23 protein-coding genes are annotated in these 25,572 nt (G+C 67.9%); 6 read left to right on the forward strand and 17 right to left on the reverse strand.

What is annotated here, in order from left to right; translation table 11 throughout:
• Window positions 1–24: 24 nt before the first annotated feature.
• Both U1839_RS20830 and U1839_RS20835 read left to right on the forward strand, forming a co-directional pair.
• A complete protein-coding gene (locus tag U1839_RS20830; RefSeq protein WP_332805495.1) occupies window positions 25–846 on the forward strand; it encodes a universal stress protein in 822 nt (273 codons plus the stop codon).
• A 6-nt stretch (window positions 847–852) separates the two neighbouring features.
• Window positions 853–2,127, forward strand: coding sequence for an MgtC/SapB family protein (locus tag U1839_RS20835; protein WP_332805496.1), 1,275 nt, complete (start codon window positions 853–855; stop codon window positions 2,125–2,127).
• A 297-nt stretch (window positions 2,128–2,424) separates the two neighbouring features.
• Here the strand turns inward: U1839_RS20835 and U1839_RS20840 are convergent, their stop codons facing one another.
• The 12 genes from U1839_RS20840 to U1839_RS20895 form a co-directional block, all read right to left on the reverse strand.
• A complete protein-coding gene (locus U1839_RS20840; protein WP_332805497.1) occupies window positions 2,425–2,859 on the reverse strand; it encodes a hypothetical protein in 435 nt (144 codons plus the stop codon).
• A 135-nt stretch (window positions 2,860–2,994) separates the two neighbouring features.
• The gene (locus U1839_RS20845) at window positions 2,995–5,502 is read right to left on the reverse strand and encodes an Hsp70 family protein (RefSeq protein WP_332805498.1); all 2,508 of its coding nucleotides are present in this window, start codon (window positions 5,500–5,502) and stop codon (window positions 2,995–2,997) included.
• Window position 5,503: 1 nt separating this feature from the next.
• Complete coding sequence (locus U1839_RS20850) at window positions 5,504–5,851, reverse strand: hypothetical protein (RefSeq protein WP_332805499.1); 348 nt, start codon at window positions 5,849–5,851, stop codon at window positions 5,504–5,506.
• Between the two features lie 220 nt (window positions 5,852–6,071).
• Entirely contained in the window at window positions 6,072–8,012 is a 1,941-nt protein-coding gene (locus U1839_RS20855; protein WP_332805500.1) for a hypothetical protein, read from the reverse strand.
• A gap of 90 nt (window positions 8,013–8,102) precedes the next feature.
• Window positions 8,103–8,801: a 2OG-Fe(II) oxygenase family protein gene (locus U1839_RS20860; RefSeq protein WP_332805501.1), complete on the reverse strand. Its 699-nt coding sequence runs from the start codon at window positions 8,799–8,801 to the stop codon at window positions 8,103–8,105.
• Window positions 8,795–9,520 (reverse strand): hypothetical protein, encoded by a 726-nt coding sequence (locus U1839_RS20865; protein ID WP_332805502.1) that lies wholly within the window; start codon window positions 9,518–9,520, stop codon window positions 8,795–8,797. Before U1839_RS20865 ends, U1839_RS20860 begins: the two co-directional genes overlap by 7 nt.
• Entirely contained in the window at window positions 9,517–10,245 is a 729-nt protein-coding gene (locus U1839_RS20870) for a hypothetical protein (protein WP_332805503.1), read from the reverse strand. The genes U1839_RS20865 and U1839_RS20870 overlap by 4 nt, the downstream gene beginning before the upstream one ends.
• Window positions 10,227–10,895, reverse strand: coding sequence for a hypothetical protein (locus tag U1839_RS20875; RefSeq protein ID WP_332805504.1), 669 nt, complete (start codon window positions 10,893–10,895; stop codon window positions 10,227–10,229). The genes U1839_RS20870 and U1839_RS20875 overlap by 19 nt, the downstream gene beginning before the upstream one ends.
• A complete protein-coding gene (locus U1839_RS20880; RefSeq protein WP_332805505.1) occupies window positions 10,888–11,769 on the reverse strand; it encodes an ATP-grasp domain-containing protein in 882 nt (293 codons plus the stop codon). The genes U1839_RS20875 and U1839_RS20880 overlap by 8 nt, the downstream gene beginning before the upstream one ends.
• Window positions 11,766–12,536, reverse strand: a complete 771-nt coding sequence (locus U1839_RS20885; protein ID WP_332805506.1) for a hypothetical protein — start codon at window positions 12,534–12,536, stop codon at window positions 11,766–11,768. Before U1839_RS20885 ends, U1839_RS20880 begins: the two co-directional genes overlap by 4 nt.
• A gap of 76 nt (window positions 12,537–12,612) precedes the next feature.
• Entirely contained in the window at window positions 12,613–13,140 is a 528-nt protein-coding gene (locus U1839_RS20890; protein ID WP_332805507.1) for a hypothetical protein, read from the reverse strand.
• Window positions 13,133–13,471, reverse strand: coding sequence for a pentapeptide repeat-containing protein (locus U1839_RS20895; protein ID WP_332805508.1), 339 nt, complete (start codon window positions 13,469–13,471; stop codon window positions 13,133–13,135). The genes U1839_RS20890 and U1839_RS20895 overlap by 8 nt, the downstream gene beginning before the upstream one ends.
• Window positions 13,472–14,098: 627 nt before the next feature.
• Between U1839_RS20895 and U1839_RS20900 the strand changes: the two genes are divergently transcribed.
• Window positions 14,099–15,331: an HD domain-containing phosphohydrolase gene (locus U1839_RS20900; RefSeq protein ID WP_332805509.1), complete on the forward strand. Its 1,233-nt coding sequence runs from the start codon at window positions 14,099–14,101 to the stop codon at window positions 15,329–15,331.
• Between the two features lie 25 nt (window positions 15,332–15,356).
• Here the strand turns inward: U1839_RS20900 and U1839_RS20905 are convergent, their stop codons facing one another.
• The 4 genes from U1839_RS20905 to U1839_RS20920 all read right to left on the reverse strand — a co-directional run bounded on the left by U1839_RS20905 (window position 15,357) and on the right by U1839_RS20920 (window position 21,300).
• Entirely contained in the window at window positions 15,357–16,103 is a 747-nt protein-coding gene (locus U1839_RS20905) for a hypothetical protein (RefSeq protein WP_332805510.1), read from the reverse strand.
• Window positions 16,104–16,119: 16 nt separating this feature from the next.
• The gene (locus tag U1839_RS20910) at window positions 16,120–16,422 is read right to left on the reverse strand and encodes a hypothetical protein (protein ID WP_332805511.1); all 303 of its coding nucleotides are present in this window, start codon (window positions 16,420–16,422) and stop codon (window positions 16,120–16,122) included.
• Window positions 16,423–17,149: 727 nt separating this feature from the next.
• Window positions 17,150–20,146, reverse strand: coding sequence for a TonB-dependent receptor domain-containing protein (locus U1839_RS20915; protein ID WP_332805512.1), 2,997 nt, complete (start codon window positions 20,144–20,146; stop codon window positions 17,150–17,152).
• Window positions 20,147–20,196: 50 nt separating this feature from the next.
• Entirely contained in the window at window positions 20,197–21,300 is a 1,104-nt protein-coding gene (locus tag U1839_RS20920; protein WP_332805513.1) for an alpha/beta fold hydrolase, read from the reverse strand.
• A gap of 183 nt (window positions 21,301–21,483) precedes the next feature.
• Between U1839_RS20920 and U1839_RS20925 the strand changes: the two genes are divergently transcribed.
• The 3 genes from U1839_RS20925 (at window position 21,484) to U1839_RS20935 (ending at window position 24,732) form a co-directional block, all read left to right on the forward strand.
• Window positions 21,484–22,344 (forward strand): shikimate dehydrogenase, encoded by an 861-nt coding sequence (locus U1839_RS20925; RefSeq protein ID WP_332805514.1) that lies wholly within the window; start codon window positions 21,484–21,486, stop codon window positions 22,342–22,344.
• A gap of 55 nt (window positions 22,345–22,399) precedes the next feature.
• Entirely contained in the window at window positions 22,400–23,695 is a 1,296-nt protein-coding gene (locus U1839_RS20930; protein ID WP_332805515.1) for an MFS transporter, read from the forward strand.
• Between the two features lie 77 nt (window positions 23,696–23,772).
• The gene (locus U1839_RS20935) at window positions 23,773–24,732 is read left to right on the forward strand and encodes a hypothetical protein (RefSeq protein WP_332805516.1); all 960 of its coding nucleotides are present in this window, start codon (window positions 23,773–23,775) and stop codon (window positions 24,730–24,732) included.
• 124 nt (window positions 24,733–24,856) lie between these two features.
• On the opposite strand, the gene U1839_RS20940 is transcribed toward U1839_RS20935, so the two are convergent.
• Window positions 24,857–25,510, reverse strand: a complete 654-nt coding sequence (locus U1839_RS20940; RefSeq protein WP_332805517.1) for a TetR family transcriptional regulator — start codon at window positions 25,508–25,510, stop codon at window positions 24,857–24,859.
• Window positions 25,511–25,572: the final 62 nt, after the last annotated feature.

A 25,572-nucleotide genomic window follows, 5' to 3' on the forward strand; every position in this document is an offset into this window, starting at 1 on the left:
CGCGGAGGAAGAGAGGCTGTCGCAATGACCATGTCGATCCTCGCCGTGCTCGACGATGTCGAGAAATCGCAGGGCTTTATCCAGGCGGTGCTCGCACAGGCAGAATATGCCGGCGCCGGCGTCGTCTTCCAGCTGCTCACGCCCGACCCGCTGCTGCTGCCCGAATATGCCCCGCTCGGCGCCATCTATGTGCTGCCGGCCGAGCGCGAAGCGCATGCCGCCGAGCAACTCGGCAAACTCCGCGCGGTAATCGGCGCGGCGCCGGTCGCGGTCGAACTGCTTGGCCTGCACGATGACGTCGCCTGGCTGGTCGGTGATCTGCGCAAGGCGCGGATCGTCACCGACGTCGCGATGATCGGCGCACGCGAGAGCTGGGCGGTGCCGTGGCTGCACCGCCGCGTGGCCGAGACGCTCGCGCTCGGCTCCGGCACGCCGCTGATCATCCTGCCGCCGGGCCGCACGCTGCGCCATGTCGGCCATGCCGTGCTTGGCTGGAAAGCCGGCGCCGCTGCGGTGCGCGCGCTGCACGATCTCGTCGCGCTCGCCACGCCGGGCGCGCGGATCGAGCTTGCTGCGGTCGGCTCCGGGCCGGCGACGGTCGACGAGGCGCGCGCGCAGGAACGCGCGGTGCGGTACCTCACGCAGCATGGCTTCGCGGCCGAGGCGCTGTGGCTCGATCAGGGTGGCGATCCGGCCGACCGGCTCGTTGTCCATGCGCTCGACCAAGGGGCCGACCTGCTCGCCATCGGCGCCTTCGCGCATAGCCGCGTACGCGAACTGGTGCTCGGCGGCGTCACCGAGGCGCTGATCAAGGATACCCATCTGCCGGTGATGCTGTCACACTGATCGCCGATGAACATCGCCGCCACGCCCCCTGACGGCACGACGATCGACGCGCTGCTGCCGCTCGGTTATGCGCTCGCCATCGGCCTGCTCGTCGGGCTCGAACGTGGCTGGAACGGGCGCGACCAGCCCGATGGGGCGCGCGTTGCCGGCATCCGCACCTTCGGCCTGCTCGGGCTGGCCGGCGGAGTCGGCGCGCGACTGCCGCCCTGGCTTGGCGGCATCGTCGTTGCCACCGCCGCCTTGCTGCTGCTCGCCGGTTATCTCCGCCAGAGCCGCGTGCCGACCGGGCGCAGCGCGACCAGCGCGGTCGCCGGGCTGCTCGTGCTCGGGCTCGGCGTGCTCGCCGCGCGGGGCCAGCCGACCATCGCCGTCGCGGTCGCCGCCGCGACGATGTTCCTGCTCTCGTCGCGCCAGCCGCTCCACGGCATGCTCAAGGGCATCACGCTGGCCGAATTGCGCGCCGCCGCGCGCTTCGCCTTGCTCGCTCTGGTGCTGTTGCCGCTCGCGCCCGACCGCGATCTCGGGCCCTATCACGCCCTCAACCCGCGCTATTTGCTGCTCGTCGTGGTGCTAGTCAGCGGCCTGTCGTTCATCGCCTATCTGCTCGCACGACGCACGCGCGGGCGCGGCGGCACGCTGATCGCGGCGATGTGCGGCGCGGTGGTGTCGTCGACTGCCGTCACCGGTGCTTTCGCGCGGCGGCTGCGCGACGGGCAGGACGGCGATGGCGGGCTGGAGATCGGTATCGTGCTCGCCTCGGCGGTCAGCGTCGGGCGCGTGTTGTTGCTCGTCGCCTTGCTCGCGCCCGGCTGGCTCGTCGCCATCGCCACGCCGCTCGGTCCCGCGCTGCTCGTGCTGCTCGGTGCCGCCGCCTGGGCATGGCGCCGCCCGCGTGGGCCTGCGCGCCACTACCGCGCCGGCTTGGGCAACCCGCTCGAACTTGGCGGTGCGTTGACGCTCGCCGGGCTGACGGCGCTGGCGATCGTCGCGTCGCGCTGGGGCATTGCGCGCTTCGGCCATCTTGGCGCCGCGCCGGTGCTCGCGCTGATCGGGCTGGTTGATGTCGACGCCGCGGTGCTGGCCTTTTCCGCCATGCCGCGAGCCGACCAGGGCGCGCTGGCCGGAGCCGCGCTCGCGCTGCCGGTCGCCGGCAATCTCGTGTTGAAGAGCGGGCTGGCCGCCGGCCTCGCGCGCAATGCTGCGGGGATGCGCGCCGCCGCGCCGATCGCACTCGCCGCGATGACCGTCATCGCGCTGCTCGTGCTGGTCAATCTCGGCTGATACCAAATCCCGGCGAGTATGACTCTCTCAAGCCCCTCCCCTTCAGGAGTGGCAGGTGAACCATGCCCCGCATGGTTCAGGTCAGGCCGGGGGCCTGACCGACCTGCCGCTGGGTTGGGGTGGGGCATCTCCCCGAGCGCTGTGTCTGCGGCGCGGCCCCACCCCCAACCCAGCTTCGGGTGAACGGCGCCCCGCGCCGTTCAGGTCATGCCGGGGGCATGACCGGCCCGCAGCTCCTGAAGGGGAGGGGCTAAAGGTGCCAATCGATGAGATGAGTATGAGTCGACCGCGCCTGCGTCAGGCTTGCGCCGTCCGCACGATCCGCGCCGTCGTACCGATATCGCGCTGGCGCGTGCCGATCCGCGTGCCGGTGATGCTCGTCACCATCGTCTCGATCTGGCGCTCGTCGAACCCGGCGGCGACGAAGCGATCGATCTCGGCCATCGGCAGCGCAAAGCCGTAGCACCAGGCATGCACCGCCATGCGCCGCAACGCCTCGAGCTTCGGATCGGCGAGTTTCGACGCGGTGCCCAGCCCGAACAGACTGCCCAGCGCGCGCGACAGCCGGCTTGGCGTGCCGAGGCTGGCGAGCGTGTCGCGCTTCGCCAGCGCGATCACGCTCCATTCGAGCGGCGTGAAGCCGGGCAGATCGGCGACCAGCGTGGCGCTGCGCTGCGCGATACGCGCGCCAGCGGGCGCGGCGAAGGGCTGGTCGAGATCGAGATAGGCCATCGGACGGTCTTTTGATGCGAGGTGCGGGAACGGATGAGCGGCGCGCCGCTCTTCCATACCGGGCGGTATACAAGCGGCCGCGACCTCGTCAACCGCTTTTTGTAACGCCCGGTATTTTTCCCGCCCGCGTCGCGATCAGCGCCGCAATCCGGCCAGCGCGGCGACGTCGGCGCTCGGTTCGCCGGGGAAGGCCATGACCTGCACCATGTCGCGCAACACGCCGCGCAATTCGGCGATGTTGCCGCTGCCCGCCGCGAGGTCGCCACGTTGCACCAGTTGGTCGAAGCGTGCCGTGTCGGTCGCAAGGTGGCGCTCGCCGCGTATCCGGCGATAGTGCATCAGGATCACGTCGGGCTGCTCGAACAATGTGCGCGACAGCACCGCGCGGATCGCCTCGATCGAGCGCTCGGCAACGCCGAAGCGCCCGTCGGCCAGCGCGGCCTGCGCCGCCTGGTGCATCTGTCCGATCTGGGCGTGTTGCTCGGCCGACAGCAGCGCGGTCAGCGACCGCGCGTCCGACTCGACCGTCGCGAGGTCGTTGCCGAGGATGCGCGCGCGCAGTGACGGATGATGCCGCAGCCGCGAAATCTCCTGGCGGATCAGCCGCGCCTCTTCGGCGATCGAGCGATAGCCATCGGCATCGTCGACCAGCCGCAGCCGCGCCGATTGCGCGCTGATGCGCAGCCGCAGCGCGGTCGTGTCGTCGTTCGCCATGCCGCGCTGCGCGGCGACCAGATCGTCGAGCCGCGTATCGGCCGCGAGCAGCGCCTGCGCGGCATAATCATGCCCGGCGCGCGCGAAATCGATCCGCGCGAGATCGTCGGCATAGAAGCTGTGATCGCGCAAATGCAGCCCCTGTTCGGGCAGCTCGATCGAACAGCGGATCAGCTGGCTGTCGTCGACCGACCAGTGCAGCACGACCTGCTCGCCGGGCTTGAGCGGCGCGGCATAGGCCGGCAGGTCCTCGCCGCTCAGCCGGAACGAGCCGATCAGCAGATTGGCCTCGGGTTCGGGCACGCCTTCGGCCTGCTCGAACAGTTCGACGTCGATGAAGTCCGCGCTGCCCGGGTCGAGCCGCCGCCCGGCGCGCAGCGTCTTGGCGCCTTGTTTCGGCAGGGTCTCGCCCTTGCGCAGCAACGGCTCGAGCACATTGATCGCGCGTGTCCCGTCGCCATCCTCGACCTTGACCGAGATCGTGCTGGTGCATGGCGCGCCCGCCGCCACCGCCGCGACGCGCGTAATGGTCAGCTCGGCACAGGCCTCGATCACGCGCTGCCCGGCGCCGTCGACCACGGTCATCGCCACGCGTGTCTCGCCGTCACCGAGCTGGACGACGTAGATCGGCGCTTCGCCCACCGCGCGCTCGCCATAATCGCGTCCGTCGCTCGCCACCGCGCTCACCCGCAGGCCGCTGGTGTCGCCCGCCGCCGTGACGCGGATCCGCGCGCGCTCCTTGGTCGTGCGCGCCTCGAAATCATACGACACCGCCGCGCCCGCCGCCTGCTGCACGCGCGATTGCTTGCCCGCCGCCTCGCCCTTTTTCCATTCGCGGCTCTCGGCATAGATCGCCGCGCCGCGCGCCACCGCGGTCATCGGGTCGATGTCGAGATCGGTCGCCACGCCCAGCTCGGCCGGCACGCGCGTCCGCACGATCGGCATGCGCGACGGGCCACCGATCAGCACGACCTTGTCGATGTCGGCGCTGGCATAACCATGGTCGGCGATCACCTTGCGGCACAAGGCGATCGACTGGTCGATCTTGTCGGCGACCAGCGCCTCGAGATCGGCGCGCGTCACCATCACCTCGACGAACATCGCGCGCCCGTTCAGGTCCTCGGCGCGGGCATCATGCTCCGAGACGAAGACGATCGCCTCCTGCGCGCTCGACAGCTCGATCTTGGTCTGCTCGGCATTGGCCGTGGCGAGCGCGATCAGCCGGCGATAATCGGGCTGGCGATGCCAGTCCTCGGGCAGCGCGAAGGTCTGTTCGAGCCATGGCCGCACCGTCGCGTCGATCAGCATGCGGTCGAAATCGCTGCCGCCGAGCATGTTGATGCCCTCATGCGCCTCGATCGACACCGCCCCGTCGATCGCCCGCACCAGCGCGACATCGAAGGTGCCGCCGCCCAGATCATAGACCAGGAACAGCCCGTTGCGCGATTCGGGCCGTTCGAGGCACGCCAGCGCCGCCGCGATCGGCTCCTGCAGCAGCCCGACCTGTTCCAGTCCGGCGGCATGCGCCGCACGGATCGTCGCCTCGGATTGCATCTGGTTGAAAGCCGCCGGCACCGTCACCACGGCGCCCTCGATGACCGCCTCGCCTGCGCCGCTGCGCATCTGCTTGACCAGCTGGCGCAGCACCTCGGCGCTCGCGTCTTCGGGGGTGATCGTGCCGTCCTCGGGCCCGAACGGCAGCACGGTGCTCGTGCCCAGCAGCCGCTTGAAGCGTGCCGCGATACCCTTGGGCGAGGTGCGCAGCTGGTCATAGGCGCGCTTGCCGACATAACGGCTGCCGCTGCGGTCGCACATCACCACCGAGGCGAGCACGTCCTCGCCGCTGATCGCCTTGAACAATTCGAGCCGCCCGCCGCGATTGCCGACGATTGCCGAGTTGGAGGTGCCGAGATCGATGCCGAGATACATGTCAGATTTCCTTGAGAATGATCTTGCCCGCGACGACCACGCCCGCCGGGCCGGTCACGGTCGGTTCGATCGTCGCCGCGACGATCGCGTCCATGTTGTCGCCGATGTCTTCGGCATTGACCGGGCTCGCCGGCATGTCGGGGGTGAAGGGTGCGCCGTCCCAACTCGCCAGCGTGAGCCCGGCCTCGCCAAGGATCGCGTCGAGCCTGCGCCGCGCGAAGCGCAGCTGCGCCTCACCCGCCGCCGCGCGCTCCGCGTTGGCGAAGCTCAGCTCACGTTCGAATGCCGCGCATAATTTCCAATATTGCACCGCCAGCGCGGCGAGCGGGGCGGGATCGGGCGATGTCATGGCGCGCGCGACCCATCACTGTTTGGCCCCTCCCCTTCAGGAGCGTCGGGTGAACCGTGCGCCGCACGGTTCAGGTCACGCCGGGGGCGTGACCGACCCAACGCTGGGCTGGGGTGGGGCAGAGCCGCACAAACAGCGCTGGCGGAGAGGCCCCACCCCCAACCCCTCCCCTGAAGGGGAGGGGCGAAAAATTGCCAGACGTCATCAACATATCCCGTCGTCATGGCGTGTCTCCGCCGTAACCCGGCCGGTCGACCGCCGGGGTCGGGTCCATCGGTCGCGCGTCCGACATCGGCCTGCCGGGGACGATGCGCGGGCCGGCATTGCGGTCGCGCCCGGCGCGTGCCTCGAGCTCGCGGAACCGCGCCTCGATATCCTCGCTGCTGCGATAGGATGGCGGCGCGTCGTCGCGCATGCCCGAAGGCGAGGGCACAGCGTGCGGGCGGTGCGCGCGTGGCAAACGCGAACAGAAGCCGACCATCATCGCGAAGATCAGCAGCATCGTGCCCGTCGCCGATCGCCCGCGCTTGCGGCGCCCGGGCGTCGGCGTCCAGGCCGGCGGCATCTCGGGCGCGGGCGGCACCCAGCGCGGCGGAGCGGGGGGTGCCGTGGTGGCGCCGCGATTGGCCCGGCCGAAGCTGCCCGGCGCGGGCGCCTCGCCAGCCGCCGCGCGCGCCGGCGCCGGGGCCTGTGCCTCGCCGCCCAGTTGCTGCACATCCGCCGCCAGCTTCGCGCGGGCCTCTTCGGGCGGGTCGAGCAGCAACAGCCATTGCAGGATTGCCAGCGCCGCGCGGCGCTCGCGATGCGTATTGCACAGCTCGACCGCCAGCTCGCGCACGATCATGAAGAAGGCCGCGCGATTGTCCCGCTGCGTCTCGTTCGCCTCGGCAAAGCTCGCCGCCACCGCGCCGGCCCGCCCGCCGGGCCGCTCGAGCCCGCCCGCCAGGACTTCGCGCGCAAAGCCGGCATGCGCCGCCAGCGCGCGCGCACAGGCCTGGCGCAGCCGCTTGGCCAGCACATTGCCGATCAGCGTCGGCAATTGCTGCTCCAGCGCGGCACGGTGGAACGGCACCAGCGCGAACGAGACGATCAGCGCACGCGCCAGCCGCAGCGCGATGTCATATTCGTCATGGTCGTTGGACAGCGCCACCGTCAGGCTGCGGACATTCTCGAAGATCGTCGCCGAGGCCGGGTCGTCGAGCCCGCGCGCCGCCTCGTGCACCTGCACCGGCCGCCGCAGGTTGGACCAGGTTTCCAGCGCCGCGGTCAGCGCGATCGCCTGGGTCTGGTCGCCCGGGCGCTCGCGCAGCGCCGCGGTCGCCGTGGCGATCCGCGTCGCCGCCGCCTCGAGCGCCGGGTCGATCCCGGCGGCATAGCAGCGCAGCACCTCGTCGAGGAACATCGCGCCGAATCCGCCGGCGCCCGTCGCCGCCGCCTGCATCGCCTTGGTCAGCGCGAGTTGCGCCGAGGTCGTCGCCGCGAACAAGGGTGCCAGGGCCTGCGCCGCCGTCACGGCGCGGGCTTGCACCGCGCGGTCATAACCGTCGTCGTCGATCGCGCGGAAGCCGGCGCGCGCCCGTGCCTCGCCGAGCAGGCCCAGCGTCGCATTGGTGTCCCACGCCTGGGCGTCGGCGATGACGCGCGTCGCGCGCGCCACCTCGCCCGGCACCGCCACCGCCAGTGCCAGACTGAGATTGAGCCGCGACAGGCCGATCGTCGCATCGCGCGCCGCGCTCAGCGCGGCCACGTCGCCCGCCCTCAGCGCGGTTCGCACCTGCGCCAGCAGTGCCGGCGACATGTCGGGCAACCAGCTCAGCTCGGCGTCGAGCCGGTCGCGCGCCGACAGCAAGGTCGCGCGCGCGGCGTTGAGCGCTTCGGGGTCATGCCCGGGCTCGAAGGAAAGATCGTCGACCGCCGCGCTGATCGCCGCCGTGCTGGCATCGAGCGCGACGCGGAGCACGGCAAAGGCATTGCCCGTGAGATCGCTGCCGGCGAAGCGCCGCGGGGTCGCGTCGATTGGCGCCGCCGCGGCCGTCTCGCGCCCTTCGGCCCGCCCGACCACGCGCCGTAGCCGCCCGATCGCTGCGGCTTCCGCGGCGGGGTCGGGTTCGTCTGCATCGGCGACGCCAGGCGTCGCGCGGTTTCGCCACATATAGGTCACGACGGCTCCCGGTGCGGCGCTTGGGGTGCCGCATGACAGGGAAGTAGCGAGGAACCGTGGAAAAAACGTTATCGGGCCGGTGCCGACCCGTCAGCCGCAGAAATAGGCGCAGGCCATCCGCGCGCCGCGGCGCGGGGTCTCGGGGTTGGCCACGCGGTGCGTCGCGGCCCGTTTGAAGCAAGCCGAACGGTCCAGCGCATACTGGCCGACCAGCACCGTCAGGACGCGCGGATCCTCGTCGCAGCGCAGCCACCCGCCATCGGCCAGCTCAACCTCGAGACCGGGTTCGCTCGCCGCCGGCAACAGTGTGATGACGCTGAGATCCTGATGCGCCGGTGCGCGGAGCGCGCCCCCTTCGGCCAATTGCCGGATCAGGGTCGATTCCGGATCCCCTTCGAAAGCGGGATAACGCATGACCCGCAGGCAGCCGTGGCGCGGTGTTTCGATGATCGCCCGGTTCGCGGGATGATCGAGCGCGGCACCGATGAACTGCGCGATACGGCCCAACTCGCGCGTGATCGGCGTGGTTTCGCGCGCAAGGTGGCCGGGCAGCGGATAACCGGGCTGAATATAGAAGCTCTCCTTCATGTCGCACCCATTGGCGTGACAGAGCGGGACGAAGCCGCATGGCACCCGGCGGTCGCCGCCCATCACGAGCTTCTGGCCGGTGGCAAAGAAGGCGCGCCATGCGGCCAGCGAACGCTCGACCATTTCCGACAGCGGTGCGGCGATGGCGACCTGCGTCCACCCCTGGTCGCACAGATCGCTTACCTGGCGCGCGGTCAGCACCGCGCCAGTCCCGCGATCGTCACGCCCGGCGTGGCGAAGCGCTGCGGGCGCGCGTAACAGCGCAACATCGGAGCGGCGCCGAAGCGCAGCGCGGCATAGCCCAGCATGGCGCGGTGCCGCTCAGGCCCGGGGTCGATCGCCAGCCGCCCGGCCAGCCGCGCGAGACGCCGCCGATCCGGACCGGCAATGATGTAGGATGGCGGTGAATCGGCATGCAGGGCGACGAGCTGCAGCCAGCCGCACCCGGCAAATTCGAGAAACAGCGCGCGGTCGAAGCCGGCATCCAGTTCGCCGGCCGCTGCCGCCAAATCGTCGGCAACCCGTGTGCCGGCCAGATGTCGCACATCATAATAGCCGGCCTGCGCCTCGCGCCCGTCCGGTCGCAGGCGCCGTGCCGCGCCATAGGGGGGAAAGGTCAGCACGGCGTGCGCGGCAAGCGTGCGGCCATAGACGGTGACGGCGGCGATGCGATCGTCGGCGAGATCGAGCCGCAGGAAGTCGCGATGCCCTTCGTCCCATGCCGCGCGCAACCATGGCGCGAGATCGCTCCAGCGCGGCAGCGCTTCGGCCACCCCCGCGACCTGTTCCCACGCCTCCGGCGCGGCAAGCACGCCCAGACCGTCGCGCGCGCTCGACCAGCTGAGTTCGAGCAGGCCCGTGCCGCAGCCGGCAAGCCGTTCGAGCGCGAGGCCGCACGGTGCCTGCGCCCCGGCGCTCACCAGTACAGCACCAGCTCTTCGCCACGGCGCATGCTGTGGCCCTGCAGCGTGATGCGGTGGTCGCCGGGCGAGACCGATGGAATCGCCGCGATGCGATGCATCACCGGGGCAACCTGCACCGTCATATAGCCGATGCGATAGGGGTGACGCATATGCGGCTTGGTACGCCCGATCAACGCCATGTCGGTGCTGCGCCCGAGCCGCTGCACACGTGCCAGATCGTCCTCGGTGAAATTCCAGTAATCCAGCCCGCCCCCGGCAGCGGGCAGCTCGATCGCCAGCGTGAACGACACGACCTCGCTCGGCGTCGCCGCGAACGGCCAGCGCAGCGAGCGGAACTGCAGGTCGAAATGCTGGCTGTCATGGTCGACCAGCGTGATGCCGCAGCCATGGAAGATGTGGAATCCCGGCAGGGCGACGCGCTCGTCGATCACCGTCGGCCGCTCGAAATGCGCCTCGATCGTCGCCCGAACACGTTCGATCAGCCAGCCGAAATGCTCCTGGATCAGCCGGTTGCTCTCCGCGATGCGGGCGTAATAGTGCCGCTCCGCGTCGTCAGAACACATCACGTCGAGATAGGTCGCGACACCGATCGTCGCGAAGCCGGCGCCACGCCGCAGCCAGCGATCCTCGATCGCGCGCACCGCGTCGGCGACGGCGCACGCTTCCTGTTCCGACAGGACGAACAGGTCGATCACCTGCGCGCTCACCAGTAGATCACCCAATGTCGCTCGCTCCATACGCCATGGCCCTGCAGCGTGATGCGCCGGCAGGCCCCGGTGGCGGCGCGGTGCATCCGGCGGTGGAGGGCACGCCCCGAATGCAGGAACAGCTCGCCGCAGCGATATTCATATTCGGTGACCGCACCGCGCTTGTCGCCCGGCGCGGCACGGCAGATCTCGATCCCGCCGCCGGCGCGCGGCAGCTCGAGCGGCAAGGTGAAGGTGAAGCTCGGGCTGTCGATCGCAAAGGCCGGGTCGAGATGGCTGTGCTGCAGGTCGAGATGCAAATTGTCGCGCATCGCGCCGGATAGCGATCGCCCCAGAAAGATATGGAAGCCCGGCAACGCCAGCGCGCCGTGAAAGCGGCACGCTGCGCCGTAAACGCCTTCGAGCGTCGCCCGCACCGTTTCGAGCAGCTGACTGAAACAGCGTTCGAGCACCGGATTGCACCGCGCGCGGTTGCTTGCGTAGCGCAACGGATCGCTCGCGCCGCACGCGTCGAGATAGGTCGCCGCGCCGAGCGTATGGAAATCGGTACCGCGCCTGATCCAGCTCGCGCGTGCGGCATCGAGCCGCGCCAGCTGCGCGCGACACGCCGCCTCGTCGATCAGGCCGATCCGCCGGATGTCGCCATCGTCGGTCAGGCTAGCCATCGCGCAGCCACCGCACCAGCGTCCGGGTGATCGCACCGTCCGAGCGCCGATCATAACCGTCATAGCCGGGCATCGGGTTGACCTCGAGGCACCACCACCGCCCGTCGCGGTCGATCTTGAAGTCCCAGCCGGTAAAGGCCATCCCCATCACCGCCGCGCTCTCCGCCATCCGCGCCACCAGCGCCGGCGGGACGTCGATCGGCATATGGTCGCTCTCGACCGCGCGATCGCGATAGTCGATGCCCTGCGACACGATCCGCTCGCCATGCGCGACAGTGCCGATCAGGTGGACGCGGACATCGTCGCCGACGATCCGCCGTTGCAGATGGACCGGCCCCTGGCGCGGGTCGAAATCAGCAAAGTCCGCCGGCTGGACGAGCCGGGCGGTGCCGCGCACGCCGCACAGCGACTTGCAGATCGCGCCGTCATGCTCGGCGGCGAACGCCGCCAGCGCGTCGCGCGCCGAGGAGGCGATCGCCGGCGGGGCATCGAAGCCCTGCTGCGACAGCCAATATTCGTGCAGCGGTTTCGATCCGTTATGGGTGTGGCCGCCGGGGCGGTTGGCAATCCGCCCCGGGGCGCTTTCGAGAAAGGCCGAGAGCCCCGCGAGCATCGCCCGCCAGCGCGACGACCATGGCGCCATCAGCACCGGCGAGAGATCGACCGGCCGGATATAATAGCTCGCCGCGGGATCGAGCCGGCCGAACGCGCCCGGGCACAGCGCCTCGGGCCCGTCCGCGCCGAGCGCGAAACGCCACGGATGGTCGAACATCACGTTCATGTCGATCAGTTCGACCGGCGCGGTCGCGCCGGCGGCGGCGACGAAATGCTGCATCGTCTTGTCGGTGCCGAGGCCGACCGCGTAGATCGTCATGCCGCGAGCACCGCCAGCAGCGCGTCCGCCGTGTCGGTGAACACCGGGGCGACTTCATGAAAGCCGGGAAAGGGGTTGGTCCGCACCATGATCGGCGCGCCGTCGACCGGAATCGCCCACCCCACCGTCGCGAAAACGAGGCCGAGCGCGCGGACATGCGCGATGCTGGGTGTCGCGACGTCGGCCGCGCCGATGTCCGCGCGCGTCACCCGAAACGCCCGGTCGCCGACGACGACGACCTGTTCCCAGCCACGACACGGCGGCAGCCGGCGCGAGCGCGCGGCAATGCCGTCGGGCAGCACCTCATGCACGCCCCAATCGTCGAGCGACTGGTGGAACAGCGCGTCGGGCGCAGCATCGGGCGGCAGGTCGGCCCAGAAATATTCGTCGGCCGGCGCGACCCGTCCTGACCGCTGGTCGGTGAGGTTGGCGGAAAAGGCGACCGCCGCACTCCAGCCATAGCAATTGGGTCGATTGACCACCGGCGCCGGCGTCATCACCGCCAGCGCCCAGGTGGCCGCGAAACATTCGTTGCGCGCGAAACGCTCGACCTCGTCATGCTCGGTCCCGCTCTGGATCGGGCGCAGCAGCAGGGGCAGCTGCGGCGTGGCGCTGATCCGCGTGCCGGCACTGTGGATCGTCGCGCTGCGCCCGAACGCGTCGAGTCGCTGGCGTTCGGCGGTCACGCCACGCGTCGCGGCATAGTCGACGAACGCGGCGGAAAACCAGTCGTCGGCTTCATCGACGACGATGATGTCGCTGCTCATGGCGCACGATCCCAAAAAAACAGGTGGGCCGGAAAAAAGCAGGTGGGCCGGGCCGGCCCACCTGACAGGCGCGGGGTCAAAAGATCGGCTGGTTGAGCAGCGCGGTCAGGCGAACATTGTGGATTTCCACGATGCGGCGCAGCGCGTCGGCCGGCAGCGACACTTCCAGGCCGTAGCGGAACAGCTCACCCTCGGTGCCGGTGATCTTGCTGCCGTCATTGTCCTTGTCCTTGCCGTCCTTGTCCTTGCCGCCCTCCTTGGACTCCTTGCCCTCCTTGCCGTCCTTGGATTCCTTGCCCTCTTTTCCTTCCTTCCCGTCCTTCGAGTCCTTGCCTTCCTTGCCGTCCTTGCCTTCCTTCGATTCCTTGCCGTCCTTTTCCTTGTCCTTGCCGTCCTTGCCGTCCTTCTTGTCCCAGAAGCCGCCTTCGCCGGCATCCTTGCCGCCGTCCTTGCCGTCCTTCTTGTGGTTCGGGTCGATCGTGATGTTGCGCTCGATCAGGCTGGCAATCGCCTTGAAGGTGCGTTCGCTATGCGTCCGCGCGAGATCGGCCAGCAGGTCGAGTCGGTCGGTCGAATGGATGAAGGGTTCGATACGCTCAGCCATGCTTGCCTCCCAACGGTCCGGAGAGGAGGCGCATCAGGCTGCCGACATTGACCCCGTTGATCGTCATGTGATCGACATCGCAATTGATCAACTGGACGCCGCGAAAGCTGCATCCCGAAAAGGTCGAGCCGTCGAGATCGCAGTCGTCGAATGCGCATCCCTCGAGGTTTGATTGATGAACGCGGGTGTTGAAGAACCGCATCTCGCTCATCACCGAATGCGAAAAATCGGTCCGCGCCAGCGTGGAACTGTGTCCGTTGGCGTTCAGCATCATCATGTTCGGCTGAATCGGCCGGCGATGTTCCGCGTCTTTACTGGTGGTTTTCTCCATCTTCATTTCTCCACTGCGGCCAAACGAGGGCAAATCCCGTCGCATCAGCGAACGCGACGGGGTCGTGAAAGAAAATGGCAGCTTGTGTCTGCTCTGAGGCAACGCCGGCGATATTTTTATCGCCGATGACAGTTGAATGCAAGTCCCTTGTCATGGAGCACGCCAAATTACATCCATAATGAGAGTCGTTATGGCGCAACAGTTCATTGTTACGGCGCGATGTATGATCAACGACGCGTTAAATGTCGTAATTATCCAACGGCAGCACTTGTCATAAGCGAGTCGTTAGGAATAGCGGACTCTGCCCATTGTGACATGCCTTTGCTTTCGGCACGTAATATGCCGATACTGATCTCTACCTGATCTGTAGAGTATCGGCTGGCGCTTTCGGCCGGACTTAAGCGGATGCGCGATCCGCTGCCGCGGGGCCACCCGGCATCGACCGCCGGATCATGTTGCCCGTCGATCGCGTCGCGCACCGTTGTCCGCCCAATGCCCCGCCCGGTGCGCCGGCGCCTATAATGAAGGGGGGCAAGGCGCGCGCCGGCGCATCGGTAATGGATTGCAATGGACCTACTGCATCATCGCGGGAGTGGCGGGCCGCGCCCGGCGTCGGAATCCCCACGCGTGCTGAAGCGGATTCCCGCGCAGGATGTGACGCTCGGCATGTATGTCCATGCCCTCGACGGGCCGTGGCTGGCGCACAATTACTGGCGCTGGCACTTTCTGCTGACCAGCCCCGAACAGGTCGCGACGCTGCGCCACAGCGGCGTGCCCAGCGTGGTCATCGATCTCGGCCGCTCGATCACCGCGCGCAAGCGCTCGCCCGGCAACCCGCGCGATAGCGAGCGCAATCGCAACGAGCGGCGCGCCGAAGACCTGCACGCCGCCCGGCTCGTCACCGACGACGCCAGGCGCTTCATGAAAAAAGTCTTCGACGATCTGAGCGAAGGCGAGACGACCGCGCTCGGCGAGCTCGAAGCGGTCGTCGAGTCGATCGAGGCCGCACTGGTCCACAATCGCTCGATGCTGCTCAGCGTGATGCGGCTGAAGACGCGCGATACCTATACCTATTTCCACTCGGTCGCGGTCGGCACGTTGATGATCAACTTCGCCCGCGAGCTCGGCCTGCCCGAAGACCAGGTCAGGCTGATCGGGCTTGGCGGCCTGCTGCACGATATCGGCAAGACGCAGATCGCCAAGGAGATCCTCGAAAAGCCCGGCAAGCTGACCAGCGCGGAATTCGACGAGGTTCGCCAGCACCCGGCGCGCGGCCACGAAATGCTCGTCGGCGGCGATGTCGCGTCGGTCGCGCTCGATGTCTGCCTGCATCATCACGAAAAGATCGACGGCACCGGCTACCCCTTCGGCCTTGCCGGCGACGATATCAGTCTCGCCGCGCGGATGGGCGCGATCTGCGACATCTATGACGCGCTGACCTCGGATCGACCCTATAAGAATGCCTGGTCGCCGGTCGCGGCGATCGTCGCGATGGCCAGCTGGCAGGGTCATCTCGATCAGCAGCTGCTGTTCGTGTTCATGAAGAGCATCGGCGTGTTCGCGCCCGGCATGCTCATCCAGCTGCGCAGCGGCCATCTCGCCATCATCCGCGACAATGGCCGCAACACCGGCCGCGCGCGGCTGGCGATCTTCTACGATACCGAAAACCGCCGCCTGCTGTCGCCGTACGAACTCTATCTGGCCGACATCAACTCCAGCGAACTGATGACCGACGCGGCCGATCCCGCCGCCTTCGGCCTGGGCGACTGGGCCGAACTCAAGGAGCTGCTGCTCGCGGGCGGCGATCCCACCGCCCATGCGACCGAGCCGGCGGCCGGGGCGAGCGGCTCGGCGGGGTAACCGACCCGATCGCCTCAGCGGCCGCTCAGCCCCCGTCGCCAGCCGCCACGGGCATCGCAAGCAAGCCGGGAAAGACCCGCTCGATCGGCCAGCTGTCGGGCAGGACATAGACATAACCGCCCTTGCGCCGGAACAGCGGGGCGAGGCTCCGGGCATAAAAGGCCGCCGGCACGTTGATGCAGCCGAAGGTGATGCGGTTGTCGTCGGGCGTCGGCGACAACAGGCGCTGGCGACGGCGTTCCTTCGGGCTCGCCCCGGGCGGGATCGGGTGCAGCGCGACCGATGTGGCATAATCGACCCAGAGCACGCGCTGCCGCCCCGCCGCCACGCCATAACGCGCGAGGAAACGCCCCGCCGGCGTGGTCTTTTCCGCCGGGCCGATCTCGGCGAGATTCTTGCTGCCGGTTCCGGGCGTCGCCGCGTCGCCGGCGGCAACGCCGATCAGCACCGGCACCGCGCCGATCATCTTGCCCCTGGCATCGAACAGCATCAGCGCGGCGTCGTTCTTGTCGATGATGGCATAGGGCAGCGCGTGGTTGTCCGCCGTGGCGGCGATCCACGCGGCAACCCGCAACGTCGCCGCCGACGGGCTCGGCGCCGGGGTCGCCGCCGCCGGCACCGCCGCCTTCCTCATCGCCGCCGCGCGCGGCCGCGGCACGCGCGTCGCGCCGATCCCCGGCGCGGCCGGCATCGCTCCGGCCAGCGCCAGAGCGATAGCGAGCAACGCCGGCGCCACGCGGGCTGCCCCGCGCCCCCGCACCGGGTTCAGCATCCACTGCCGTGCGGCATCAATTGCGCGGCCGCTTGCGCTGGCTTTCCTTCATCCGCTGCTCGACGCCGTCGACCCGCGCGTTGAGCTGGTCGATCCGCTGGCCATTGTTCTGCGCCTGGCCGGCCGCGGCCTGCGCCTGCGACAATGCCGATTTGGCGGTGCCGTCGGTTTCCTGCACGCGCGCCTCCAGCGCCGCGACGCGCTCGTTCACCGGCGCGATCTGCGCGCGCACATAACCCTTGGTGGCACAGCCCCCCAGGCCCAGCGCGCCAACCAGCATCGCGCCCGCGGCGGCAGTTTTGGTAACAAACGGTGACATCGCATTCTTCCTATGGTGAATTACCTCCCCGACCCAAGCCGAGCGCCGATCCGCCGCCAACGCGATTATGACCGGCTGTGCATGGGGCAGGGTGGGTTGACGGGCTGGGGGCGGGTTCGAAGGAGCCGTCGCGCACGTTGGAGATCGGCGGCGTGATTCTAGCGACGCCACTATGGCAAGGGTGTCGCGGTTGGCGGCGGAGAAGGGGTTGGTCGCGTAGGGAGGCGTGGCAGCGGCAAGGGTTGTGACCGGCTGATACCTCCTGTTTTCCATGTGACACGGTCGGGAGGCCGCTATTCGTTCTGCCAAATAGTGTGTCCGAAAGGACCCAATCCCGGTCGCTCGATCCGTCTTCGCCGCTTCCCAACTACGGACGCTTGTTCATCCAGCGGACGGGCGATGTCTGTGTGAGACTATGGTCGGTCGAATAACGCGCCGATGGGACATCTCGGCCATTCGCCGTGTTTCGCACGTAGGGCGGCTCATAACCAAAGACCGGATATTCAGGCCGCACGGAAGCGAAGGCTCGGAACGGGAATGACTGGCAGCTATCGGACCGGCAAGTTTGGACAGATGAGCTGCGAAAGCAGCCATACGTCCCGGCGCTAATGTTGATCGGCAACTTCAGCGGGCGGCGGACCGCTTCATTCCTTGATAGTCGGCGACGAGCGGACGCCAGCACAAAATTGCCGACGCCCGCTTTTGACGATCGCTGCGACGACTTGAGCTAGAACCCGACCTTCACACCGAAATAGAAGGACCGTCCGATCGGATCGTACAGAGCGGTATCGGTCCCGTTCTGCGAACTGGCGACGAACGGCAACCCCTTGTCGAACAGGTTGTTGACGCCGGCGCGGAACTCCAACTGCCTGTTGACCTTGACCGAGCCGAACAGGTCCCACAACGCATAGGCCGGGACGCCGACTGCTGCGGTGGCGGGTGTCAGCACGCTGCTGACGTCTTTCATCGCGTTCTGGTAACGCCAGCGCAGTCCCAACCCCACGCTGTCCGAGCGATAGCCGAACGTGGTCAGGGCCTTCCACCGCGGCGTCGCGCGCGGCGGCACGGCACCGGTCCCGGCGCCACCATTGCTGACGCCGGTGTAGTTCACGAACGCCGCGCCCGGCAGCAGCTGCACGCTGTAGTTGCGCAGATTGCCGATCGCCGAGTCGACATAGAGCTTGCCGCTCTGGCCAAGGAACGGCGCATGCACGCCCCAGTGGAACTGGAATTCGATGCCGTCGGTCTTCAGCCCGCCGAGGTTGAGATAGGGCGTGGCGACGGTCGTCAACTGACCGCTCGCGTCGCGCTGGATCAACCCGCAATAGAGATTGCTGTTCGAATAGGTCGGGTTGGATCCGTCGAGGTTGAAGCACTTCGACAGCACCGTCAGGCCCGGCACGGTCGAAATCACGTTCTTGATGCTGATCTTGTAATAATCGACCGAGAAGTTGAAATCGCCGAAGACGCCGCTGCCGCGTGGTGCGCTGAACACCGCCCCGATGTTGAACGTGTCGGCGCGTTCCGGCGTCAGGCCGGTGTTGCCGGAGATCGTCTGGCCGGTCGCGGTGGTCGGGAAGGTGTAGGAACTGACGGCGGCGGCCGGGATGCCCTGCGCGACGCACAGCGTGGCCACCTGGGCACCCGCGCTGCCGGTGCGGGCGGTCGAGCGGATGTCGCACGGGTCGCCGAGCGAGGCCGGCGGCGTGCCGATCACCAGTTGGGTGCCCGACGACGGCTGGAACAGTTCGCCGATGTTCGGCGCCCGAACGGCGCGCTGGTAGCTGCCGCGAAACAGCAGTGATTCGATCGGCCGCCAGCGGGCGTCGCCCTCATAGCTGGTCACCGTACCGGACGACGAATAGTTCGACACACGCACCGCGGCGCCGACGCCGAGTTCGTGGAAGAACGGTTTGTCGGCGATCAGCGGGATGTCGACCTGCGCCGCGAACTCCTTCACCGAGATATTGCCGCGCGCCGCCGACGAGGCGATCACCGCCTCGATCCCCTGCGCGGCGAGGTCGCTGTCAGGCACGTAGGAATAGGTATTGCGGCGCCAGTCGGCGACGAAGGCGATCTGCGCCGCGCCGGCACCGAGGTCGAACAGCTTGCCGTTCACCTGCGCCTGGGCCTGGGTCTGGGTCAGCTTCTCGGGTGAGAAGGCATCCTTGGTGATATAGTTGACGCACGCCTGCGACAGCGAGCGGGCGTTGGCATCGCCGAACGGGTTGAAGCCGCCGCTGCACAAGGAGGCGCCGCCATCGGGCGCGTTGAGGAGCGTCTGCACCTTGGACTTGAGGATCGCGTTGTGCAGCGTCTGGTTGTGAACCGACTCGTCGTAGGAGGCGAACAGGTCGAACGTCCAGCCGGGGGCGATGCCGCCCTTCACGCCGGCGAGATATTGCTGGATCTGGTAACTCTCGTCCCACGCCTTGTACGGCACGCCGACATAACGGCCGTTCCAGGTGAACGCTGCGCCGGGCGTCGGGCGCGAGGCGAGGATCGTGCGCAGGTCGGTCGGAATGAACGGATTGGTGACCGGCACCGACGTGAGCGTACCGAACTGCGTCAGGCTGTTGCCGCTCGCGGTATGCACGTTGAGATCGACATACATGAACTGGCCGTAGGCGGTGAGGTCCGGCGTCAGGTCGTAATCGGCCTTGAGGAAGGCGGTCTTGCGCTGCATACCGTTGTAGAAATCGACCTGCTGGCCGACCGGCATGCGCACATTGCCCCCGACGAGCAGGTAGCCGCTGCCATTGGTCGGACCGCGATAATTGAGCGCGCCGGTCTGGGTGAACAGCGTTCCACCATTGTTGAAGCCCAGGTTGAGCAGCGGATTGACGGTCGCCGTCACCCCATAGGTGGCGAATACCGACTGCACGACCGCGGCGTTGGGCGCGTTCGTCGCGCTGGGCACGAAAGTCCCGTTGCCGATGAACGACGAGGGCGTCTTGTCGTGGAAGAAATCACGCGAACTGCCGTTGACCGGGTTCTGCCTGGCGTAGCTGAACGCCGCGACGACATGGCCGCGGTCATCGGCGAATTTCGCGCCGAAGGCGAGCGAGCCGTTGAACTTGAACGCGTCGCCGCGCTCGCTGATCGAGTTCATCAGGTCGATCTTCACGCCCTCGATCGAGCGCACGGTCTTGAAGTTGACCACCCCCGACATGGCGTCCGACCCGTAGACCGCCGAGGCCCCGCCGGTGATCACGTCGACGCCCGAGATGATCGCCTCGGGCAGGATGTTGATGTCGACATTGCCGTTGATATCGGACGTCGGCAGACGCCGGCCATCAAGCAGCACGAGGTTCCGATTGGTGCCGAGGCCGTGAAGGTTGATCGAGGCGCGGCCGCCGGTACCCTGGCCGCCGGTCGCGGCATTGCCGCCCGTCGTAAAGCTCGGAAACTGGTTCAGCGCATCCTGCAATGTTGCCGTGCCGCTGTCCTTCAATGCCTGGTCGCCGACCGTGACGATCGGGCTGACTGCGGTATTGTTGGGGCGCTGGATCAACGAGCCGGTGACGACGATGTCCTTGCTCTGGTCGTCGGCGGCCGCATCGGGCGCCTGTGCGGCAGGGACCGCCACGGTGGGCGCGTCGGGAGCGGTGCGCGCGGACGCCATGCCCGGCGCGGCCATCGCCGCTGTCACTGCGCCGATGGTGATCGCCCATGTCGAAACGGATTGTCCCAGGCCCAGGCGAGCGCGGCTGTGATTGTTCATGATGATTCTCCCCTCATAATATCGTTGATCGTGTGACGGCATTTTGCCGTTCAATTCTTGCGGCGTCCGTCGCCGATCTGTGCGTCGATAAAGTCGATCGCCTCGCGCAGCGCGCGCTTGCTGGCGTCGCTGGTTGCTGCCGGCGTGGTCCCGATCCAGCTATGGTCGGCACCCGGAATGACGATCTTCCTCACCGGTACGTCTGCCGCCCGCAGCGCGGCGTCGAACGTCTCGGTCTGCGCCTCGGGCACGGTGTGATCGTCGCTGCCATGCATCAGCAGGAACGGCGGATCTGTGCGGTCGATATAGGTTACCGGCGAGGCGAAGGCGCGTTGCTGCGCCGTGCAATCCCCCGCCGGGCAACCGAGGAACAGGTCCTCCGCGCTCGGCCCGGGCGGCATGCCCGGTGGCGGGCTGCTACGCTTGGGCATGGTCGCGAAATCATAGATGCCGAACCAGCCGACCACCGCCTGAACGCAGTCCGATGCTGTGTCGCTGCCCGCGACGGTCGACGGCACGGTCTCGACATTGGCGGTACCGGGCACGATCCGCGCGCCCGGCTCGAGCGACGCGACGTTGCAACTCACCCCGGCCAGCGCGGCGAGGTGCCCGCCTGCCGACTGGCCCCAGATCGCCGCGCGTTTCGGATCGATATTATAGGTTGCGGCACGTGCGCGCAGCCAGCGGATCCCGGCCTTCACGTCTTGGATCGCGGCCGGAAACGGCGCCTCGCGCGAGAATCGGTACGACACGCTGGCGACGACATAACCGCGGGCAGCCAGCATCGCGAGCACCTTGGGCCAGTCGCTATAGGCTGCACTGCGTCGCGGGCCGCCGGCCATCCAGCCGCCGCCATGGATATAGACGATCAGCGGGCGCGGGCCGGCCGCAGCGAAGCTCTTTGGCGGCAGGAACAGGTCGAGTTTGAGCGGACGATAGCCCGGCAACGTCTGATAGGTGAGGTCAGGGTATCCAGTCACGCCAGCGGCGAAGTCGACCTTGACCACCGACAGTGAATCGGCGCCGACGGCCTGCACACGTGGGCCGACATCGGTGGCATCGGCGATCTGGGCGCCGATGCTCTGCCCGACCGGCGCGGCGACCGCGGCACCCGGAAAAAGCAGCATCGCTGCAAGTGCAAAACGCCCCGTCATGCCTCTCCTTTCGTCGCGGCGCTTTCGTCGCGCCTGCCCGGTCATGATCGGATTGTTCCGATCTCGCCGTTGACATTTGATGTACGAAATGGTTCGTACCGAGTCAATGGCAGTTGATGAGGCGCCTTCGCCGCAGGTAACGCGGTGGGGTTGGCCCTCGAAAATCGGGGAGGAAATCAGGTGGTGGATGCCGTTTCATCCGGTGGCGAGGTGCAAGGCACCGGGGCGGATACCGTCCTCACCGGGCTGATCGGCATGGATATCCAGAGTTCGCGCTCGCCCGACATGCATATGCGCGAAGCCGCCGCCCAGGGCATCGCGCTGCGATACGAGCTGTTCGATCTCGCCGGCGCTGATCACGCCGCGGCGAATCTTGCCGCGACGCTCGACACGGTGCAGCGCGCCGGCTTTGCCGGGGTGAACATCACGCACCCGTTCAAGCAGAGCGTCATGGCGCTACTCGATCGACTCAGCGACGAGGCTCGCGCGATCGGAGCGGTCAACACCGTGGTGTTCGTCGCCGAGGGTCGCGTGGGATACAATACCGACTCGTCGGGCTTTGCCGAGGGCTTCGAGCGCCAGCTGGTCGGCGCGAGCGTGGATCGTGTGGTGCAGATCGGCGCCGGTGGCGCGGGGGCCGCCACGGCGATGGCGATGGTCAATCTGGGTTGCCGCGACCTCGTCATCATCGATCCACAGGGCGATCGCGCAGACGATCTGGTCTCGCGCCTGCCCGGCAACATCGCCCGCGTCGGCCGCGATCTCGCCGGCGAACTGTCCGGCGCGAGCGGACTGATCAACGCCACGCCAGTAGGGATGGAGGGGTATCCCGGCACGCCGGTCGATACCGCCTTGCTGCGCCCGGACCTGTGGGTCGCCGATGTGGTCTATTTCCCACTCGAAACCGCGTTGCTGCGCGCCGCGCGCGCGATCGGCTGCCGCACCGCGCATGGCGGCGACATGGCGGTGTTCCAGGCGGCGCGAGCCTTCGACCTGTTCACCGGCCACCGTGCCGACCGCGAACGCATGGCGGCGAATTTCTGATATCACGTCGATGAGCAGGGGGCGCCGAACGAAGCGCCTCGCGAGAGGACCACTGATGCCGAACACCGACACGATGACCGCGGGCCAGCGCCCGAGTCGCGCGCGTTTCGGCATGCTCGCGCTGATCGCGACCGGCACGCTGGTCAATTACCTCGACCGCACCGTGCTTGGCATCGCCGCCCCTGCACTGACCAGGGAACTGGCGATCGACGCCGCGGTGATGGGCGTGGTGTTCTCGGCCTTTTCGTGGAGCTATGCCGCATCGCAGGTCCCGGGCGGGCTATTCCTCGACCGCTTCGGCACGCGCGTCACCTATGCGCTGTCAGTCGGCTTCTGGTCGCTGTTCACGCTGCTCCATGCGCTCGCCGGGGGGTTGACCTCGCTGCTCGGGTTGCGCCTCGCGCTCGGCGTTTCGGAGGCGCCCTGCTTTCCGGCCAACAGCCGTGTCGTGGCAACCTGGTTCCCGCAATCCGAACGGGCCTTCGCCACCGGCGTCTATACGGTCGGCGAATATATCGGCCTCGCCTTTCTCAGCCCGGTGATGTTCTGGCTGCTGGTCCATTACGGCTGGCGCTCGCTGTTCATCGTCTGCGGCGTGATCGGTTTCGCCTTCGTGGGCGTGTGGATTTCCCGTTATCGCGATCCGCCCGAGCACAAGGGCGTCAACGCCGCCGAACTCGAACTGATCGAGGCTGGCGGTGGCCTCGCCGGCAGTGACCCGAAGACCGCGAAGATCGACTGGAGCAAGGCTGGCAAGCTGCTCGGCTTCCGTCAGATGTGGGGCATCTGCCTCGGCCAGTTCGCCGGCAATTCGACTCTTGTGTTCTTCCTCACCTGGTTCCCGACCTATCTCGCGACCGAGCGCCACATGGCGTTCCTCAAGATCGGCTTCTACGCCGTACTGCCGTTCATCGCCGCCTCGGTCGGCGTGCTGTTCGGCGGCTGGTGGTCCGACACGATGCTGCGGCGGGGCAAGTCGGCCAATGTCGCGCGCAAGGCGCCGATCATCACCGGCCTGCTGCTCGCCTCGACCATCATCGCGGCCAATTTCGTCGAGTCGAATATGGCGGTGATTGCCATCCTGTCGCTGGCCTTCTTCGCCCAGGGCATGGCGGCGCTTGGCTGGGCGCTGGTGTCCGACATCGCCCCCAAGGGCATGCTCGGCCTGACCGGCGGCGTGTTCAACCTCGCCGCCAATCTCGCCGGCATCGTCACGCCGCTGGTGATCGGCGCGATCGTCTCGGCAACGGGCTCGTTCTTCTATGCGCTGGCCTATGTCGGCAGCCTCGCGCTGATGGGGGCGCTGGCCTATATCTTCATCCTCGGCGACGTGAAGCGGATCGAACTCTGATCTGGCTCGCGGCCCTGCTGGCGGCGGCAACGCCCACCGCCTGCGCGCCGGGTGCGAAGCTCGACTATATCTGCGGTGTGGAGCGGCCCGAAGATCTCGTCGCGATCCCCGGCACGCCCTTCATCGTCACCAGCGGGTTCGCACCTGGCGCGGGGCTGAAGCTGGTCGATGCCGAGCGGCACAGCGCGATCCCGTGGTTCACCGGCGCGTCCAGCCAGATCGAGCCTGACCGCGCGGCCTACCCATCATGCCCCGGCCCGCTCGACCCGAAGCTGTTCAACGTGCGCGGTCTCGCGCTCCGCCGCACCGGCGAGGGGCGCTGGTCGCTCCATGTCGTCAATAACGGCGGGCGCGAATCGATCGAGGTCTTCGACGTCATCCTCGGCGGCGCAACGCCGCGCCTGTTATGGCGCGGTTGCCGGGTGATGCCGGTGGGGCAGGTGGGCAATGCCGTCGCGACCTTCGCCGACGGCACGTTGCTGGTCACCGTCCTGACCCGGCCTGGCACGACGATCGGCGACTTCATGCTCGGCAAAACGACCGGCGCGGTATGGCAATGGCGTGTCGGCGACGACCGGTTCCGCGCGATCAGGGGCACCGAACTGCCCGGCGATAACGGGCTGGAGGTCGATCCCGACGGGCGTCATTTCTACGTCGTCGCGTTCGGCTGGCATGCGGTGGTGGTGTTCGACCGCCACCGCGCGACGCCGGTGCGTAGGATCGTGATGCCCGACTTCATGCCCGACAATGTCCACTGGACCGACGGTCGGTTGGTCGCGGCAGGGATGCGGCTCGACGAACCGGCGTGCGGCGGGCTGCGCAAGGTAGTGAAGGGCGAGGCGGACAAGATGCTGTGTCACCGCGGCTATGTCGCCGCAACCATCGACCCGTTGAAGGGTGCCGTCTCAACGCTGGCTTATGGCGAGCCCGAGGCGGGCTTCAACGGCGTGTCGACGGCGATCATCGCAGGCGGCGCGCTGTGGCTGGGGTCATACCAGGCCGACCGTTTGGCGTATCGGCCCCTGCCGGGGCGGTAATGGAACCTCCCGTCACCCCGGACTTGTTCCGGGGTCCACGGTTCCGCACATACCGCAAGCGTCGCTCGCGCGGCACATTGGCGGCCGGAACAAGGCCGGGAGACGGTTGGGTCTCTTGTGCCCTCTACCGCCGGCACGCCGCCAGCACGACCTCGACCACCTGCTCGCGCCGCCGCGCGATCGCCTCGGGTGAAGTCATGTCGCGGCGGAAGATCTCGGAAAAGGTATAGCGGTTCGAGACATTGTAGAAGCACAGCGCGCTGATCGTCATGTGCAGGTCGATCGGGTCGAGCCCGTCGCGGAACACGCCCTCGGCGACGCCCTTGGCGATGATGGCGCCGAGCACGCGGATCACGCTCTCGTTGCGGCGCTCGATCCCGGCGACGTCCTTGATGAAGGCGCCATGATGGATATTCTCGTTCATCACAAGCCGGACGAATTCGGGGTGCTGGTTGTGATAGTCGAAGGTCAGCCGGACATTGGCCCTGAGCGCTTCCTCGGCACCCATCGTTTCGATCGGCGTCGCCGTCTCGGTCTCGCGGATGCCCGTATAGGCCTGTTCGAGGACGGCGCGGTACAGGCCTTCCTTGCTGCCGAAATGGTAATAGATCATCCGCTTGCTGGTGTTGGTGCGCTCGGCAATCTCATCGATCCGCGCGCCGCTCAGCCCCTTGTCGGCGAATTCCTGGCGCGCGACGTCGAGGATATTGGCCTTGGTCGCCTCGGAATCCGCGGTCCGGGTGCCGCGTGGTTCCGGCATCGTGGTGGTGTTGGTCAACGGTTCCGTGTCCCCGGTGTTGCGGCCACAGGCGTAGAGCGATCCGCCAACGCGATCAACAG

Source organism: Parasphingomonas halimpatiens, assembly GCF_036663795.1.
In the GTDB taxonomy this organism is placed as follows: domain Bacteria; phylum Pseudomonadota; class Alphaproteobacteria; order Sphingomonadales; family Sphingomonadaceae; genus Sphingomonas.